At 55.8% G+C, this 14,744-nt stretch carries 13 protein-coding genes and 1 pseudogene; 7 read left to right on the plus strand and 7 right to left on the minus strand.

The genetic code is table 11. From position 1 onward, the window contains the following. Window positions 1-9: 9 nt before the first annotated feature. Together JTJ32_RS22600 and JTJ32_RS22605 are read right to left on the minus strand one after the other, a co-directional pair. On the minus strand, window positions 10-1,275 hold the full coding sequence (locus JTJ32_RS22600) for an McrC family protein (protein ID WP_210043332.1): 1,266 nt from the start codon (window positions 1,273-1,275) through the stop codon (window positions 10-12). Then, window positions 1,272-2,819 carry an McrB family protein gene (locus JTJ32_RS22605; protein ID WP_099225995.1) on the minus strand — a complete coding sequence of 516 codons (1,548 nt, stop codon included), beginning with the start codon at window positions 2,817-2,819 and terminating at the stop codon, window positions 1,272-1,274. Before JTJ32_RS22605 ends, JTJ32_RS22600 begins: the two co-directional genes overlap by 4 nt. A 428-nt stretch (window positions 2,820-3,247) precedes the next feature. On the opposite strand from JTJ32_RS22605, the gene JTJ32_RS22610 reads away from it, so the two are divergent. Continuing rightward, window positions 3,248-3,823, plus strand: coding sequence for a BRO-N domain-containing protein (locus tag JTJ32_RS22610; RefSeq protein WP_210043333.1), 576 nt, complete (start codon window positions 3,248-3,250; stop codon window positions 3,821-3,823). Between the two features lie 111 nt (window positions 3,824-3,934). Here JTJ32_RS22610 and JTJ32_RS22615 read toward each other — a convergent pair whose 3' ends face one another. Continuing rightward, a complete protein-coding gene (locus JTJ32_RS22615) occupies window positions 3,935-4,651 on the minus strand; it encodes a hypothetical protein (RefSeq protein WP_210043334.1) in 717 nt (238 codons plus the stop codon). A gap of 290 nt (window positions 4,652-4,941) precedes the next feature. Between JTJ32_RS22615 and JTJ32_RS22620 the strand changes: the two genes are divergently transcribed. After that, the gene (locus tag JTJ32_RS22620) at window positions 4,942-5,427 is read left to right on the plus strand and encodes an Hcp family type VI secretion system effector (RefSeq protein WP_210043335.1); all 486 of its coding nucleotides are present in this window, start codon (window positions 4,942-4,944) and stop codon (window positions 5,425-5,427) included. Next, window positions 5,424-6,149 (plus strand): DUF4225 domain-containing protein, encoded by a 726-nt coding sequence (locus JTJ32_RS22625; protein WP_210043337.1) that lies wholly within the window; start codon window positions 5,424-5,426, stop codon window positions 6,147-6,149. Before JTJ32_RS22620 ends, JTJ32_RS22625 begins: the two co-directional genes overlap by 4 nt. A gap of 1,001 nt (window positions 6,150-7,150) precedes the next feature. On the opposite strand, the gene JTJ32_RS22630 is transcribed toward JTJ32_RS22625, so the two are convergent. Together JTJ32_RS22630 and JTJ32_RS26820 are read right to left on the minus strand one after the other, a co-directional pair. Beyond that, on the minus strand, window positions 7,151-8,227 hold the full coding sequence (locus JTJ32_RS22630; RefSeq protein ID WP_408004618.1) for a methyl-accepting chemotaxis protein: 1,077 nt from the start codon (window positions 8,225-8,227) through the stop codon (window positions 7,151-7,153). A gap of 207 nt (window positions 8,228-8,434) precedes the next feature. Then, window positions 8,435-8,890 (minus strand): annotated as a pseudogene (locus tag JTJ32_RS26820) (PAS domain-containing protein); the annotation flags it as partial. A gap of 39 nt (window positions 8,891-8,929) precedes the next feature. On the opposite strand from JTJ32_RS26820, the gene JTJ32_RS26635 reads away from it, so the two are divergent. Both JTJ32_RS26635 and JTJ32_RS22640 read left to right on the plus strand, forming a co-directional pair. Continuing rightward, a complete protein-coding gene (locus tag JTJ32_RS26635; protein ID WP_328823988.1) occupies window positions 8,930-9,301 on the plus strand; it encodes a topoisomerase DNA-binding C4 zinc finger domain-containing protein in 372 nt (123 codons plus the stop codon). A gap of 176 nt (window positions 9,302-9,477) precedes the next feature. After that, window positions 9,478-10,068, plus strand: a complete 591-nt coding sequence (locus tag JTJ32_RS22640; protein ID WP_210043339.1) for a DcrB/PsbP domain-containing protein — start codon at window positions 9,478-9,480, stop codon at window positions 10,066-10,068. 13 nt (window positions 10,069-10,081) lie between these two features. On the opposite strand, the gene JTJ32_RS22645 is transcribed toward JTJ32_RS22640, so the two are convergent. Further along, window positions 10,082-10,990 carry a LysR family transcriptional regulator gene (locus tag JTJ32_RS22645; RefSeq protein WP_210043340.1) on the minus strand — a complete coding sequence of 303 codons (909 nt, stop codon included), beginning with the start codon at window positions 10,988-10,990 and terminating at the stop codon, window positions 10,082-10,084. 110 nt (window positions 10,991-11,100) lie between these two features. Here JTJ32_RS22645 and JTJ32_RS22650 point away from each other — a divergent pair, with 110 nt between their 5' ends. Beyond that, window positions 11,101-12,315, plus strand: a complete 1,215-nt coding sequence (locus tag JTJ32_RS22650) for an MFS transporter (RefSeq protein WP_099226004.1) — start codon at window positions 11,101-11,103, stop codon at window positions 12,313-12,315. A 254-nt stretch (window positions 12,316-12,569) separates the two neighbouring features. Continuing rightward, on the plus strand, window positions 12,570-13,646 hold the full coding sequence (locus JTJ32_RS22655; protein ID WP_099226005.1) for a diguanylate cyclase: 1,077 nt from the start codon (window positions 12,570-12,572) through the stop codon (window positions 13,644-13,646). A 4-nt stretch (window positions 13,647-13,650) separates the two neighbouring features. Here JTJ32_RS22655 and JTJ32_RS22660 read toward each other — a convergent pair whose 3' ends face one another. Next, complete coding sequence (locus JTJ32_RS22660) at window positions 13,651-14,523, minus strand: hypothetical protein (RefSeq protein ID WP_408004617.1); 873 nt, start codon at window positions 14,521-14,523, stop codon at window positions 13,651-13,653. Window positions 14,524-14,744: the final 221 nt, after the last annotated feature.

The following is a 14,744-nucleotide window of genomic DNA, read 5'->3' on the forward strand; positions in this document are numbered from 1 at the left end:
AAATCATTTTTACTCCCAATTCAATTTGCTTAACTCAAATATCGAGAGCTCTGTTTCAAGATCAAAAAGCAAGACATATAGCTTCAAAAATTTAGAATACTCAAAACATGGAAAAGCACTTTTAAACGAGGCTCGCATTGGATAAACCAAAATCAACTCCCCTTGGCCAGCAAGATACTTTTGTCCATAGGCTAACATTTGATAGAAATCCGTCTGACTTAAGCCATAGTTTCCTCCAACATTCTCGCCATCCAAGCTTTTCCATTTGGTATCCAAAATCCATTTTGTTTCACCTCTAACAATCATTAAATCCGGCTTAAGCCGGAAAGTTTTTTTCCCTTGATGCGTACAGAGAAACTCGTAATTAGGTTGTGTATATAGTTTTGCATCACCTGGTAAGGAATCTCTCAAACAAGCTGCCACATAACGCTCAAACAGCTTCTCCATCGGAAACAGCAAACTCATCCCCTGCCATGCCCCTGCAACCGCCAAAGGCGTTTGTTGCTGAATGATCAGTTCACACCAAGGCTTCACAGGTTGGTAGTGAGCCATCAATCGATCACGACGCCATTGCTTGAAATCCTGCGCGGTGCCCCTGCTGCTAGGAACCTCCAGTAGCATCGAACGCAGTTCATGAGAGAGGCGCCAGTTGCTTGGGTCTTGGGTGGTCTTGCAGACAATATCCAATGCTGTTTTGAGCAGGCGATTTTCTGGTCTGTCCGGAAGGAACACGTCATGACGTATCTGAAAATAATGCTGCCTACCGGGAGGTTGACGCACTTGGAGGGCCGTATTCAATTGCCCGCGTAGGTAGCGCTGCTCTTCTTCAACTCGCTGATAATCAAAGCGCATACCGCGCTTGATGAGGTGGTCAAGCGCATCGAGAAAGCTGCTCATTACCCACTCGGTCAGCGGCGCATCAAAACATTGAAGTGCCGCCGCTCCGACTTTACGAGTCGGTAAATCTAAAGACTTCTGAATCATGCGCTTTAGTAAGGCACGGCTTTGCCGGATGCAGTCGCCATCCTCAAAGTGCTTCGGCAGAATTTCGAGGCGCGTGCCGCAGGGTGTTTCTAGAACGCCGACGTAGTTATCGAGTTTCAGCCAACGACGGTCCTCAATCTGTACCAACGCAGCGCCGGCCTTGCTGAAACGCGCATTGAGTTCGCAGAGCCAATCGAAGGCCGAGGGCGACACCTGGGCGATGTCGAGGGTCGGGCTGTGAATAGGGCTGGTGGTAAGCCGGGCATATTCACGAACCGTTATGCTTTTCACCTTTGGGCCTCGTTCAGGGCTTTGATAACCCTGGCTCCGAGATGACGCGTGTTAAGGGCTCGTCCGGTTTCGAACTCAAGGGCAATTCCGTATTTCTTAGCCAGCTCCTTCAGCACGGGCATAGCTGTCTTTACCCGTACCCCATCCCGAAAAACCTCAATGGTCCCCGATGCCAATCGGCGAACCTTGATGCCATCCTCTTCAACTTCTTTAAAAGCCTCCGTCGGCTTCGCATGAGCGAGATGGTCAATAATGCCAAGGTAAGCTTCTACTCGCTCAAAGGCGTCAGAATTTAGACTCCACGCACCGTTATGCGAAGTAGGTACAGAGTCACCGAATAAACCAACGAGGTCCTGCTCTGGCTGAATTAGAAACTGATTCTCCGCAGGCTTACGCTGATCATTCAGTACCCATTGGATACGCTGCCAATCCTCAAAGAAATACTCCTGAAGCAGCGGAAGGATTTGCCCACGGAAAATGCTTTCTAGCAGATCTAGAGTCGGGTCAGTTTTAAGCGGTAAAAAATACGCGTGTCCAAGTCGGTGGTCTCGATCAAGCAAAGCCTCAATACGCAGATTCAGCACGCGTAGCAAATCGTCGATGGCGACGCCTTCAACCTGTACTCCTGCGAGCAATTCCAGACTCGGCGGCACTTCGGTGAAGGTAAAACGACGTCTTAGGGCAATATCCATCGCTGCCAGTGACCGATCAGCGGTATTCATGGTGCCGATCAAGTAGACGTTATCTGGAATGCGAAAGCGCTCCTTGGAGTAAGGCAGTGTCACCTCTAATGCTTCATCTGCCCCCGCTCGCTTGGATGGCTCGATAAGCGTGATGAGCTCGCCAAAGATGCGTGAGACGTTGCCACGGTTGATCTCATCGATAATCAGAACTTTAGCGGACTGTTCTGCCTGTGTGGCATGGGGTACGTTGACTTCGCGACCACCAAGCATGTATTCGAGAAGAACAGGCAAAATATTTCGGTAACCGTTGACCAAATAAGGATCATGGATTGAGTCAGTTAGCTTGCTTTCCCAAGAACTGGTAGCCAAATCCTGGATAGATATAGAGCCATCACGCACGGCATCTGCCAAAGAATTTAATAAGCTCATCGCTAAAGCAAGGTGTTTACCCTTAGGCTTTTCCAGTTCAACGAGTTCTTTGGTTGCCCTAAGCACCTTGTATCCAGTCCCATATCGATCACCGACTTTGAAAGCACGGTACTTTCCATCCCTCTCGCCAGCCGCTGCATCGCAGAGGCTTTTGAAAACACCCGGCACAACGTCATAACGCAGTTGACCCTGCTCATCAGTGGTCGCACGTAGACCTTCGACGAAGTCCTCATAGCTAAAGCTCTGATGAAACGTGACAAAGCGCACGTCGCCCGCATCCAGTAGCTCATCAAAACGCTTTTTCCAAGCCGTTCGATCATCCGGATTACTGACGAGAAAGGGCTGATCAAGGATCTGCAACGTCGCTTCTACTGTGGCGTAGGTTTTCCCCGTACCGGGCGGACCGAAGAAAATCTGATTAAGCGAAGGCATTGCGAAACGTCCTTGTAGGAAAATTCCGTCAACAGTATCTAGATTGCCAGCATGGGTAAAGCGAAGGCTTGGTCGTTCTGAAGATTGTGCGAGGGCGCAAGAATGTGACGCGGAGCATCACGGGCTGCATTCTCACGCTGGAGCGTTAGAACGATCAGAGTGAGTCGTCTGAAACCCACTCAAATGAACGGAAAAATCTGACATTAGCGCCGCCTTCCATCCGATAGCAGGGCGTTACGTGCGCGTTTATCTTAATCACAGGTGCCTAAGAAACACCCAACGTAGAAACAGTGACTTCAGCATTAACTCTGAATTTTTCCGTTCCACCGAACGGAAATTTAGAAATGCCGAGCCGCTCCGTTGGGATTTCTTGAGCCCGCTCTACGTTGGTCTTTAGCACCATTCCAAGTCCTTCGTAGAGGTTCAGCATGTTCAGTGACAGATTCAAGGTACAAGCTCATCAACTTGACGCGGTGACGTCCGCTCATATCCCCACCCTCTTCCACCGCCACAACCGCCCGCTTCAAGCCCTCCTCTTCGAACACCAGCCCTGGTTCAGCGCCCGCGATCTGGGTCGTCTCATCGGCTGGCCGTTGAACGAGCGGACGATGCGCAAGCTCGATGCGGACCAGTACCGAATGATGACGCTTGAGCAGCACGGCGGCCCTGAGTCGGAGTTGATGGTGAGTGAGTCCGGGGCTTACGCGATGTTGGTGCATCACTATCACGCGGAGAATCGCGGACTGCGGCAGTGGTTGACCAACGAGGTGGTGGCGACGCTGCGGGACGCTGAGGTGCCGTCTGATGATCACGCGCCGCACCTGAGTTTGCTGCAATGGCCGGCCTTGTCGGTGAGTGTGTTGCATTGGCAGAGCGAGCCTTGGATCAGGCTGCGGGACATGCCGTTGATGGTGGCGCATCCGCAGATGCAGGTTCAGCCGGCGCCGCGTCGTGTTGGCAAGCCGTGGTGGCGTTCGGCGTTACCGGTGTTTCGGCTGGGGTGAGTGTGATGAGGTGGCCGTCCGGGTTGGCGGCCACTTTTCTGGAGGATTAAGTCGTTGCGATGAACCATGCCATTGGAAAGCCAGGGCTGCGCATTTGCAGCCCGCGTCGAGCTAACCCTTCTTGCGCTCCATCGCCAGTTCCGTCAGGGCGATCATGCGGTCGTCGCGTGTCAGTACGGTCTGCGCGTAGCCACACAGCAGGTACAGGAAGAGATTGACTGCCGCCAGGGTGAACACCCAGTCCAGGTAGATTACGAACGAGCCCATGCCTAGCAGGGTTTTGCACAGGCTGATCAGCCCGGCCGACAGGGCGAGCAGGCCTGGCACGATGCCGATGTTTTGCAGCACTCCGGTGGCCAGACGCAGGCGTCTTTCAAAGCCGCTGCGCTCGTTTTTCAGTTCCAGCACGCCGAGTGCCAGTGTATGGCTGGAAAGCGCTGTCAGGAGAGGCAGGAATTGTTCGTCGATGAGCAGGCGGGTTCTGACGTTGATGCCTGCCAGACTGGCGAAGGGTGCGGCCAATACATTTCTTACCGAGTCTCGGTAACGCCCGATGCACAGAACCGGGTAGACAAAGAGAGCCCCATACGAAACCGCGATCAGCCCCCAGCTGGCGTAGTAGATCCAGCGCATGGGTTCGAGCAGGCCTGCGAGGGCAATCAGTACGGCGAGGAACAGCGGTGCGAGCACACAGAACCAGAAGCGTTTGGTGCTCATCTGCAAGCGCCTGCTGGTGCTGTGTTCCTGTCGTAATGTCTCGACGACATGCCTGTCGGCCTGTTCGATCCGGGCTTTGATGTGCAGATACTGTTCGATTTCGTTGCTCATGGCTTTCCTTGAACGACTGTGAACGCAGTCTGATGGCGTTCGGGCCGTCATCAAAACGGAAAGCAGGCAGGGTGTTAATGACTGCAACCTTATAATGCTGTCAGAGAAGTCTTATTAAGTTGCGGGGGCATTCTTACCAACTTGAAGAAGAGTGCCTGTCAAGGCTTCTGAAGCCTGATCAGGATCACGACGTCGGCCTTGTTCACCAATGGTAATTTCAGACGCGTCCTACATTCATTCCAGGGTCGCGAAAATACACTGCCCGTTCTCTTTTTCAGGACGATCGCAGTATGGCGAACCACGGTTACATGACCATCAGCAGCAAGGAGCAGGGCCTCATTTCTGCGGGATGCTCAAGCCCCGAGTCGATGGGCGCGAAGTGTCAGGCTGGCCACCTCGACGAAATCATGGTGCTGTCGCTGACTCACAACATGGCGAATATCGACAACATCAAGCACGCCACCCACCGACCGATTGTCATCACCAAGCATGTCGACAAATCGTCCCCCATGCTGGGCCAGGCACTCGCCAATCGGGAACCGGTCGATTGCAAAATCGATTTTTACCGCACCTCGCCCAGTGGCAGTCAGGAAAAGTTCTACACCATTGAAATTCGGGAAGGGATCATCGCCGACCTGACACTCGACATGCCCCACGCCATTCTGCAGAACGACGCAGAACCCCAGGAGCACGTCGCCATTCGCTACCGGGACATCATCTGGACCCATCACCAGGGCAACACCAGCGGCTACGCCTCGTGGATCGCAGAGGAATGAGCCTGCCGGAAAAACAACGATCCTCCGGACACCACGACCTGTGGCGGGTCAGCGAGGCGGCAGGCCATCTCGCAGGACAGGCTTGTACGGTGTCTGCCCGGCACATCCGCGACGGGACGCTCAGGCTGCAGTTCAATCGGGACGTGGCTTATTACGCGCAAGGGATCGTTCGGGACGTGGAGGTCGGCAGGAAGAGTGTTGATGAGGGGTTGGAGGCGATTGAGACGACGCAGCGTAACTTCGCAGAGCAGTCACTTGATATCGGTAAAAAGAGCGTCGGCATCCTTGCCGGGACTCTGCAGGTTACCACCGGCGTAGCCGTGTGCTACGGCTCGGCCGGGACGCTCTGCCTGGTGTTTGGAGTCCCTTTGATGGCTCATGGCGCTAACAACATCTATGAGAACGGACGCAATCTTATCGAAGACCGTTCGGATACCCAGGGGCCAACACGAAAGGCCTATCAAGAGCTTTCGAAGCTGGCCGGAGGGACGGAGCTTCACGGCAACATGGCTTATGGAACTGTGGATTTGGGATTATCGATCTACGGTGCAACCAGACTTATTGTCAAACCTGAGGCATGGAAACTATTCAATTATGTACGGACGGACAAAATCAGAGCATATGAAGCCACGTCTGCAAAAACATTTATGATTGAACGAATGGTTGATGGACTCACTGCGGAGAGCATGTACACCGAATGGGAGAACCACTATGATAAATAGCATTTTCATCTATACCATCGTCATCACACTCGGAATCATCTTCTATCTACCCGCATTGTGGGCACGTCACGCATGGTCTGGAAAAAGCTTCACGACAATAAGGTTTTGGGGCACTAACCTATACAATATTTTTTTTGGCTATTTGCACATGCGCTTCATTGAGAAAAACGAACTTCCTTTTTATGGCTATCAAGACAGTTCGATTCTAGGATGGTTTTCAATCGTAATGATCTTGGCTCATGCGTGCGCCCACACCGTCACATGGGATATCAAACCCTGGCGTTCAACAAAGGCAAGACATTAGCAATCGCTTGCGGCACAGCTGATTTCGGAATGTGGCTATTTGGAGCGGTTCTGGGTCAGATGAAATATACTTTTGAATAATTTATTGAGCCACAGTGCGTTCATCGCCATAACACTATTTTTGCTCGCTCCCTCAGTGTGGGCAACATGTGCTTTCTCAGCTAAAAACTTCTCGACACTCAAACTGGTGCTTACGTTGGCCTATAACATATTCTGCGGCCATCTGTATTTGAAATACGCGAAATATGGAACATTGCCTTTCGATATAACCCTGAGAAGCATAGAGCTGAGATGGCTGTCGCTATTCATCCCGTTAGCGTTCGCGCTTCTGTTACCTACTCCACGAATAAAGACAGGCACCGGATAGGATTAACGAAAACTTACAACAGCCTCTCTTTTCACGGGATGACGATCAATGAATGAAACAGCCATATACGCTATATTCCTGGCTTGCGGGGTAGCGTCTTACCTGCCTGCACTGTGCACGCGGTATGCATATAGACTTATCGGCTTCCATTCCGAAGTGAATAAACTCGACCTCAGCACTCACTGGCGATTGGGTCAATTCAGTTGCTGAATGGCGTTTAGGAAACCGCATCGCCTGCAAGCCGCCTCCCACAGTCCGGAGCTTGCAGAAAGAATGCGGTGGGCACTCGCGCTGACTCTGCAAGACTACCCACTCAACACCTTTATTCGGCCTAACGACTAAACCGCTCCGCCAGACTGTGCAGGTACTCCGCCATGCCTTCCAGTTCACTGCTGATCTGCGAACCTTGTTGAGCCTGGCCCGCGCTCTGGTCGCAGAGCTGGGCGATGCGGGTGATTTGCTGGCTGATGTTTTCTGCCACGTGGCTTTGTTCTTCGGAGGCGGATGCCATTTGCTGGCTCATGCCGGTGATGCGGGTGACGGACTGGCTGATACCGTCCAGCGCCTTTTGTACGGCTTCGACGCTGGCGACGCTTTCCTGTGAAATCTGCTCGCCTTTGCTGGCGGTCTGCACGGCGCGGGAGGCACCGTCGCGCAGGGAGGTGATGATCTGCTGGATCTGTTCGGTCGAAGACTGAGTGCGTGAGGCCAGCGAGCGGACTTCATCGGCGACCACGGCAAAGCCACGACCCTGCTCACCTGCACGTGCGGCCTCGATGGCGGCGTTGAGCGCCAGCAGGTTGGTCTGCTGGGCAATGGAGGTGATGACGTCCACCACGCTGCCGATGGATTGTGTAGCGTTGGCAAGATCACCAACGGCCTGGCCGATCTCGGTGACGGAGTTGGCCATGTGACGGATCGCCAGCAAACTTTCGTCCGCCAGACCACGCCCCTGCTGGGCGAGTTTGTCGGCTTCTTCGGCTGCGTGGGCGGTGTTCTGTACGTTGTGGGTGACTTCCTGAATGGTCGCCGCCATCTGGTTGATCGCCGTGGCGGACTGATCGGCTTCGCTGCGTTGCTGGTCGAGCGACTCCGCTTGCCGAACCGACAACTGGGCCGATTGCCCGGCGTGCTGCCTGACGCTCTCACCTGTGTCGACAAGGCGAGTCAGGGCGGCCTGTAATCGAGCTTCTTCGCTGAGCATCGCCAGATCCAGCTGGCCTTGCGGGCCACGATTGTCGCTGTAGGTCAGCGCAACCAGCGCACTGGTGAACGCCTTGGGGTGCTCTTCCAGCGTTTTGCGCATGCTGTTGCGGTGACGGATTTCGAGATAGCCGCCCAGCGCGAGCAGCACGACGAGAATCAAGACGAACGAGGCCCGGTCGTCCAGCAGGTACACGCCAGCCATCAACGCCAGTGCACAGAGGATCATCGGCAATTGGCGAACGAGGTGGTAAGCCGCAGCGCTGACTTTGGAGACAGCCGACTTGCCGGCCCGCAGGCGCGCATAAAGCGCTTCGGCGCGGCGAACCTGGTCGCGGGTCGGCAGCGAGCGGACAGACTCATACCCCACGATGCGGCCGTTTTCGTACACCGCAGTGACGTAGGCGCTGACCCAGTAATAGTCGCCCTGCTTGGAACGGTTCTTGACCACGCCCATCCAGGGTTTGCCCTGCTTGATGGTTTCCCACATGTGGGCAAATACCGACGCGGGCATGTCGGGGTGGCGCACCAGATTGTGCGGCTGTCCGATCAGTTCTTCACGTGTGAAACCGCTGAGCGACACGAACGCATCGTTGCAGTAGGTGATGTGGCTGTTGAGGTCTGTCGTGGAAATGAGACGCTCGGAGGCCGTAAAGGTCCGTTCTGTCTGGGTAACGGGTAAGTTGACACGCATCGAACATCCACTCCCTGATAAATGCAGACTCCGCAGGCACGCCTTGAAGGTGTAGCACACACCCATCAAGTCACAACCATGGTCCATGGCTCCCTGTATCGTCCGACAAGGCAAGGTCTTGAATGGGCAGGCAGTCTGACGCGCTTTACTTGACCATGCCGATCTCTGCACCATGCCGCCTTTGAACCGACCACTCGTGTATTGAAGGCTCCCATGGCGCGCAAGACTCAACCTCCCCTGCAGGCTTTCATTGGCGCGATACGCAAGCTTGGCAAGGCTGCGGTAGCAATTATGGGTCGCCGTGAACGGGACGCGGACAGTGAGAAACGGTCTGTGCCTGTTGTGGAGGCTGCGCCACTCGACGTCGGCGAACAGCCCGCCAATACCAAGGCAAGGCCTCGCAAGCGGAGACCCGAACCGACGGCCCCAAAACCCGAAACAAAACCCGCCACACCCAACTGCCCGCACTGCAAGAAGCCCATGGTCATCAAAGTCGCGCGCACCGGAAAGAACGCCGGGGAGTTCTGGGGGTGCGTGGCGTACCCGAAATGCCGCGGGATTAGGCCGATTTTTCGGAAGGAATGAAGATTCCTGCACGTACGATCCTGAATCCGAAGCGCGGCCTCTCAGGACACTCCGCGTCCGGTCTGGAACGCGCCTGGCCCGGCCATTCGTGCATCAGGGCACTTTTTCCTGTCTGGCTGCTCACATCCCTCAGGCACAATGCTGTCCATCCAATACCAGGCAATCAGGGAGTTCCTATGCCGTCGTTCCGTTTCAAGGCAATCGTGATGTGCATGGCGTTGGCCGGCACGCTGGGGATGGTCAACGCTCAGGCGGCGCCCAAGACACAGGCTGCTGCGCCAGCGACGGCCACAACTCAGAAAGCTTCGCTGCTGGGTGGCAAGCTGGCGTTCACGCTGCCTGCCGGTTTCGTACAGGGAGAAATGCCCGAGATCGACGAAAAAGCCAAGGCTCAGGGCGTGACAGGTTCGCTGTACACGAACGCGGCTGAAAAGCGTGTGGTCATCGCGACAGAGACACCGCTGCCAATGGGCGTGGAGGTCGGCGACAACGACAGTGTGGTCCTCGACGGTCTGGTGGCTGGCACCATGGCTCAGCAGGGCGCGGGCTACAAAGACTTCAAGAAACTGGGCGAGAAAAAGATCGTCAAGAAAAACGGTCTCGGCATTCGTCAGGTGGACACCTCGGCCACCATGAGCGACACCAAGGTATTGAGCACGACGATCATGGCGGCCTCGGGCAAACGCGCAGCGGTCTTGAATGTGGTCTCCAACGCGAAGGACCCCAAGCAGCACGCTGCACTGGTAAAAGCCGTCATTGGCCAATAACCAACCGACCTTGTCACTCTACGCGCAGGGCACCTGACAGCAACTCCACCAGGCCCTGCACCTTGGGCAGCGATTCGCGGCTGCGCGGCCACGCCAGGTGCAGCGCCAGGCCGTCAGTGGCCAGATCGGGAAGGATCTGCACCAGTTCGCCGCGCTGCAACTGGTCCTTGATCAGCCAGGTCGCCAGTTGCGCGATACCGCAGGCCGACGTCACGGCAGCGACCTGAGCTTCCCCGTTGCCTACGACGATACGTGCTTCCACTGCCCGTGTTTCAGGCTGACCCTGCGCGTCGACGAATAACCAGGGACTGACAGTGCCATCGCCCCGACCGAACAGGATGCAGGCATGGTCGACGAGATCTTCAAACGTGCGCGGCATGCCGTGACGTTGAAGGTAGGCAGGCGCAGCACAGAAGATCACCCGCTCCGTCCCCAGACAACGATGCGCAAGACCTGCCGGCCAGATCGACGGCCCACCGATGCGCACCGCAAGGTCGATACCCTCCTCCAGAATGTCGACGAAGCGGTCAGTGAATGTCACATGCGGGCGCAGTTTGGGATGGCTTTCGGCAAACGCCAGAATCTGCGGCAGCACGTGCAGCCGACCAAACGTTGCAGGCAGGTCGATGCGTAACTGACCGACCGGCTCAGAGCGCTGCGCCGCCAGGGCAGTTTCCGCTTCTTCCAGTTCGGCCAGCATGCGTGTGCAAACGGCGTGGTACACCGCCCCCTCTTCGGTCAGTGCCAGGCTACGAGTGGTGCGCTCGAACAGACGCATGCCCAGGCGGCTCTCCAGACGGGCCACACTTTTACTGACCGCCGAATTGGTCAGGCTCAGGCGCTCGGCGGCGGCAGTGAAGCTGCCTGCGTTGGCGACGGCCACAAACGTTTCAATGCCTTTGAGGCGATCCGTAGACAGCATGTATTGGGGCCACTAGTGAAATTAATTCCTTAATGTACGGAAAATTCGCCCAAGATAGGAAACGGTTTCTGAAATATGCTGGCACGCTATTTTTCCAGCAGGTTTGTGTCATGTCTTCTCAAGAAACAACGTCTGCCGCCGCGAGCGAACGCTCGACCGGGGCCGGCCTGTCCATTGCCATTCTGGCGCTGGCCGGGTTCGTGATTGTCACCACTGAATTTCTCATCATCGGCCTGCTGCCCGCACTGGCTCGGGATTTGGGCATCTCGATCTCCAGTGCCGGGCTGCTGGTGACCCTGTTCGCCTTCACCGTGATGCTGTTCGGTCCGCCGCTGACGGCAATGCTCTCGCACCTGGATCGCAAACGAACGTTCATCGTGATTCTGCTGATCTTCGCCGCCTCGAATGCGCTGGCGGCGATGTCGAGCAACATCTGGGTGCTGGCGCTGGCGCGCTTCATTCCGGCATTGGCGCTACCTGTTTTCTGGGGCACGGCCAGCGAAACCGCAGGCTTGATGGCCGGTCCCAAACAGGCTGGCAAGGCCGTGGCTCAGGTGTATCTGGGCATCTCGGCAGCCATGCTGTTCGGCATTCCGCTGGGCACGGTGTTTGCGGATGCCGTGGGCTGGCGCGGTGCATTCTGGGCATTGACGGCGATGTCTGCACTGATGGCTGTGCTGCTCGCCTTCTCGATGCCGAAAATGGCGCCCACCGAGAAAGTCGGACTGGCTCAACAGGCCAGAATCCTGCGCGACCCGCATTTCATCGCCAACCTGTTGCTGTCGATTCTGTTGTTCACCGCAATGTTCGGCGCTTACACCTACCTGGCTGACACGCTGGAGCGGATCGCAGGCATCGAGTCGGCACAGGTCGGCTGGTGGCTCATGGGCTTTGGCGCAGTTGGCTTGATCGGCAATGCGCTGGGCGGACGCTTCGTGGATCGCAGCCCACTGGGTGCGACCATCGCTTTCGCGCTGTTGCTGGCGCTGGGCATGACCGCAAGCGTTCCGGCCGCAGGGTCGCTGCCGTTGCTGGCCGTGGTGTTGGCGGTGTGGGGCATTGCCCATACTGCCCTGTTCCCCATCTGCCAGATCCGCGTCATGAAAGCCGCACCGCAGGCTCAGGCGCTCGCAGGCACATTGAACGTGTCCGCCGCCAATGCAGGCATCGGGCTGGGCTCGATCATCGGTGGCGTCACCATCGAATACCTGGGCCTTGAAGCCGTCGGCTATGTCGCCGCCGTTGTTGCCGTGCTGGCCATCGCGCTTGCCTGGCTGACGATGGCGCGCAAAGCCCGAACCTCCGGGTCAGCCGTTCCGGCGTAACCCACACGCCAAGGAGCCGCTTGCCGATCACGATGGCAGGCGGCTCCAATGGCCCGGTCATTCTTTTGAAGGCCACCGCTGCCCTTCTCCATCCAAATCGTCTTCGATGCCACCTGTTCATGACCGCGCAGCGAGCTGATCTGCATGAATAATGGCAAAATGATCTTCCCATGGCATTTGTGACACGCCAAACTCTACCCTTTCGGTCAAGGATGAAGGTTTCTGACCGGTTCAATCAGATTCCGGTAAGTGTTATGAACCGATACCAAGGCAAAGGACTGGCATTCGCCAAGCGAATCTATGCGCCACGAACGGTTGGCGTCAGCGTAGGTTTCCTCACCGTCGCAGCCTCCCTGTTCCACCTGAACGCCCCGCAGTGGCTTTGGGTGTTGGCGTTCTTCAATGCGCTGATCTGGCCGCACATTGCCTACTGGCTGGCCAGAACGTCCAGACAGCCTTACAAAGCGGAGTGGCGCAACCTGCTGACCGACTCGTTCGGCGGCGGTTTCTGGATCGGTGCAATGGGGTTCAGTGTGCTGCCTGCCATCACCGTGGTCGCCATGATGGCCATGCATAACATCGCAGCGGCCGGACCTCGCCTCATGTTCAGGGGCTTTGTCGCGCAGGCGGCAGGCATCATGGTGTCACTGCTCGTGCTCGATCCGGTAATCAACCTGGAAAGCACCCCGATGCAGATGTATGCCTGCCTCCCGGTGCTGGTGATCTACCCGATCTTCATCGGCTGGATGAGCCATCAGGTCACGCTGAAACTGCGTGAACACCGAAATATACTGCACAGGCTGAGCCGTACCGACAGCCTGACTGGCCTGCTCAACCATGGGGCCTGGAAGGAGCTGCTTGATATCGAATTCGCAAAAAGCCGAAGCCTGAATCAGGAATGCGTGGTCGCGCTGTTCGATATCGATTTCTTCAAGACGATCAATGACACCTACGGCCACCTGGTGGGCGACACCGTGCTGCAGAGCATCAGCCAGGCGATGGTGGACAACCTGCGCAAGAACGATGTGACCGGACGCTGCGGCGGCGATGAGTTTTGCGTGATCCTGCCGGGCGCCAACACTGCGCAAGCCCGCAAAGTCCTTGAAAAGCTGCGTCTGGTCATCGACGACCTCACCTACTCGCTGCACGAAGATTTGAAGGTCAGCCTCAGTATCGGCGTTGCGGCTTATAACCATGGCCTTAACGACACATCGGCCTGGCTTCACGAAGCCGACAAAGCGCTCTACCTCGCCAAGAGCACAGGCCGCAATCGCGTGGTTATTGCTGATGACATCCGTGCCGACTGTCAGGACCTGAACGTTCAGACGTAACGCGTCAGCGCCGGTCTCCGAACAGAAGCGCGAACAACGACTTGAAGCTTGTGACGTTCATCATCTTGAACAATGCCGCCCGCCTGTCGTCACGCAAGGATTCGACGGTGACTGGCTTTGGTTTTGTGGTTTTCGTTGCGGTAAATCCGGGCTCATTCTCGCGACCGCTGTTGTGGCCCACGGCATACTTCTCTTTTGAGCGAGTCACCACAAAATTGTTTTTCAAATACTCGCGCTTTGCAAATCCGGGCATCAGCGCCTGAGACTCACTGTTCTTGTCGGAAAAGCGATTGATGACCTGCTCCATGAACTCAAAATTATTGTGATGCAGGGAACCGTAATCCTTGTCTGTGATGTAGCGAATAAATCCTTGATCGAGCCTTGTTGTTCGCAAAGCTTCACTCTCTAAAATGCGCTTGGCTGTGGCCGTATCCTTCTCGGTGAAACTGTAATAAACCTTATGGCCTTCTCCGTCGTATGTCATGCCTTGGTTATGCGGAGCGCTGATGCGCCCATTGTCCTTCTCTCGATAATAAGCCAGCCTGAAACCCAGATCGTCGACGTATGCAAGGTTAGCGCCTTCGCTTGATGCCCACGCATAGACATCTCCCAGAAGCGCTCTATCGTCCAGGGTCAAAAAAGAACTATTCGGATAGGACATCCCGCATTCCGCTTTTCCCAGCACAGGCAAAGTACGGTTCGGATCGGTTATATGAAACAGCCGTTGGCGCAGAAGCGCTTCTCCACTGATGGACACGGCTGAGCTTTGGTCCGGCGACTTAACAGAAATAGCTGAGTGATCCCTGGACATTGACGCTTGAAAGGCTTTAGCCGTGCCCGGCAGGACTGACAAATTTCCTATACGATGCAGTTGCATAACTTTTCCTCAAAAAAACCCCTGACACCACTTTGTCAGGGGTCAATGCTCAGTAGGTCAGGTGAAAAGTAACCATGTCTCGTCCAAATGGTTGGGGTCGCAATTTAAGACGTGCACTATGCCGCCGGAGTCCAAGCCGCAATCTGTAGTGGTCAACTGATCCCGGACACGACGTTAAGTCTTTTTTCGGACTGAGCTGGTGCCAGTCCGTTATTGAACTG

It is taken from the genome of Pseudomonas alliivorans, from assembly GCF_017826695.1.
Lineage (GTDB): Bacteria > Pseudomonadota > Gammaproteobacteria > Pseudomonadales > Pseudomonadaceae > Aquipseudomonas > Aquipseudomonas alliivorans.